Annotated in this window: 3 protein-coding genes; all 3 read left to right on the top strand. The window is 49.3% G+C overall.

Features of this window, described 5'->3' with window-relative positions:
- Positions 1-102: 102 nt before the first annotated feature.
- Positions 103-753, top strand: coding sequence for a MotA/TolQ/ExbB proton channel family protein (locus EYB48_RS18895; RefSeq protein ID WP_202927841.1), 651 nt, complete (start codon positions 103-105; stop codon positions 751-753).
- A gap of 850 nt (positions 754-1,603) precedes the next feature.
- A complete protein-coding gene (locus EYB48_RS18890; RefSeq protein WP_162021926.1) occupies positions 1,604-2,041 on the top strand; it encodes an ExbD/TolR family protein in 438 nt (145 codons plus the stop codon).
- Between the two features lie 13 nt (positions 2,042-2,054).
- A partial coding sequence (locus tag EYB48_RS18885) for a biopolymer transporter ExbD (RefSeq protein ID WP_202927840.1) occupies positions 2,055-2,302 on the top strand: 248 nt, incomplete at its 3' end.

The following is a 2,302-nucleotide window of genomic DNA, read 5'->3' as shown; positions in this document are numbered from 1 at the left end:
GCCGCTGAAGCCGGCCCAGCCAAAGAAGTCATCGAAAACCCATACGGCTTGGACGCACTCTGGAAAACCGGTGACTTCGTCGCCAAAGGCACACTGATCATCATGGTCATCATGTCCATGGGTTCCTGGTACATCCTGATCACCAAAATCGTCGACCAGATCAAACTGTCTGGCCAGGCAACGGATGCCCGCGCTAAATTCTGGAAATCCGCTTCTGTGCAAGCAGGTGCAGCTTCCCTCAAAGAAGGCAGCCCATTCCGCTTCATCGCTGACTCCGGCATCAAAGCCACCGAGCACCATGAAGGCGCCCTGCTGGAACAAATCGATCTGAACACCTGGGTCTCCATGTCCATCCAACGCGCAGTCGACAAAGTACAAAGCCGCCTGCAAGACGGCCTGGCCTTCCTGGCGACAGTGGGTTCTACTGCACCATTCGTTGGTCTGTTCGGTACTGTATGGGGTATTTACCACGCGCTGACAGCGATCGGTATGTCCGGTCAGGCATCGATCGACAAAGTAGCGGGCCCTGTGGGTGAAGCGCTGATCATGACCGCGATCGGTCTGGCAGTCGCGGTTCCAGCGGTTCTGGGCTACAACTTCCTGGTCCGTCGCAACAAGAGCGCCATGGAAGAAGTCCGCGCATTCGCCGCTGACCTGCACTCTGTTGTCCTGTCCGGCAACATGACTAAAGTCGNNNAGTCGCGAAAAAAGCATAAGGTCCAACCCGGTCAACGGGGGCGGACTAAGTTGTAGAGATAGTTAAAACCTTAAAGCGTTAAAACCTGAAAAGCGTTAAAACCTGAAAAGCGTTAAAACCTGAAAAGCGTTAAAACCTGAAACCCTTAAAACCTGAAAAGCGTTAAAACCTGAAACCCTTAAAACCTGAAAAGCGTTAAAACCTAAAAGCGTTAAAACCCGTTTAACACAGAGACACGGAGACTCAGAGGAAAAGCAGAGAAAAGCAGAGAAAAGCTAAGTAAAGCTAAGCCNGCAGAGAAAAGCTAAGCAAAGCGAAGTAAGCTGATCAATCAGTCCCTCTCTCAAGCCTTTCTCTGTGTCTCTGTGTTTAAAGGTTCAAAGGTTTAAAAGTTTAAAACCTTAAAGCGTTAAAACCTGAAAACCTTAAAACCTGAAAAGCGTTTAACACAGAGGCACAGAGACACAGAGGAAAAGCTAAGTAAAGCTAAGCCAAGCGAAGAGCAGTCGTCTGATCATTCAGTATCTCTCTTCCGCCTTTCTCCGTGTCTCTGTGTCTCTGTGTTTAAAGGTTCAAAGGTTTAAATGTTTAAATGTTTAAAACCTGANTTTAAAACCTGAAAGCGTTAAAACCTGAAAAGCGTTAAAACCTGTTTAACACAGAGGCACAGAGACACAGAGGAAAAGCAGAGAAAAGCTAAGCAAAGCGAAGTAAGCTGATCAATCGGTCCCTCTCTCAAGCCTTTCTCCGTGTCTCTGTGTCTCTGTGTTTAAAGGTTCAAAGGTTTAAAAGTTTAAAAGTTTAAAACTTCGAAGTTTAAAAATTTCCACAGCNGTTTAAAACTTCGAAGTTTAAAAATTTCCACAGCCCAGTCTCCCCCGACCGGACATACTGAAAGAGAACAAAATGGCAATGGCAATCGGCAACGATGGTGACGGCGAAGACGAAGTCAACAGCACCATCAACACCACCCCGCTGGTTGACGTCATGCTGGTGTTACTGATCATCTTCCTGATTACCGCCCCGGTAATCACAGACACGGTCAAACTCAAGCTCCCGGCAGAACGTAACCAGATCTACAAAACCAAACCGGAAAACATCACCGTCTCGATCAACAAAGACGGCGACGTGTACTGGAACGGCATGATGAAACCCCTGCCAGGCGGCACCGAAGACCTGTTCGACCGTCTCAAAGTCGAAGCCGTCAAAGTACCGCAACCGGAAGTACACATCCGTGGCGACCAGAACGTCCGCTACGAATTTGTCGGCAAAACCATCCTGACCGCCCAGCGCGCCGGGATCGCCAAAGTGGGCTTCGTGATCGAACCCCCACCACGTAACTAAGAAAGGATCTGACATGGGAATGCAAGTAGGTTCAGGCAGCTCATCGGCTGATCCGGAAGTCATGATCGAAATGAACATGACCCCGCTGATTGACGTCATGCTGGTACTGATCATCATGCTCATCATCACCATCCCGATTCAGAATCACTCCGTGAATCTGAACATGCCAACCAACCAGGCCGCGCCGAAGAATCCGGTGGAGCCAGTGGTGGTCAACATCGACGTCGACTTTGACGGCACCGTGTTGTGGAATGGAGTAGC

This window comes from Cognatundibacterium crateris (genome assembly GCF_010078235.1).
Lineage (GTDB): Bacteria > Pseudomonadota > Gammaproteobacteria > Burkholderiales > Burkholderiaceae_D > Undibacterium > Undibacterium crateris.
The sequence above is the reverse complement of the archived record's forward strand: the minus strand, read 5'-3'. Positions and strand labels throughout refer to the sequence as shown.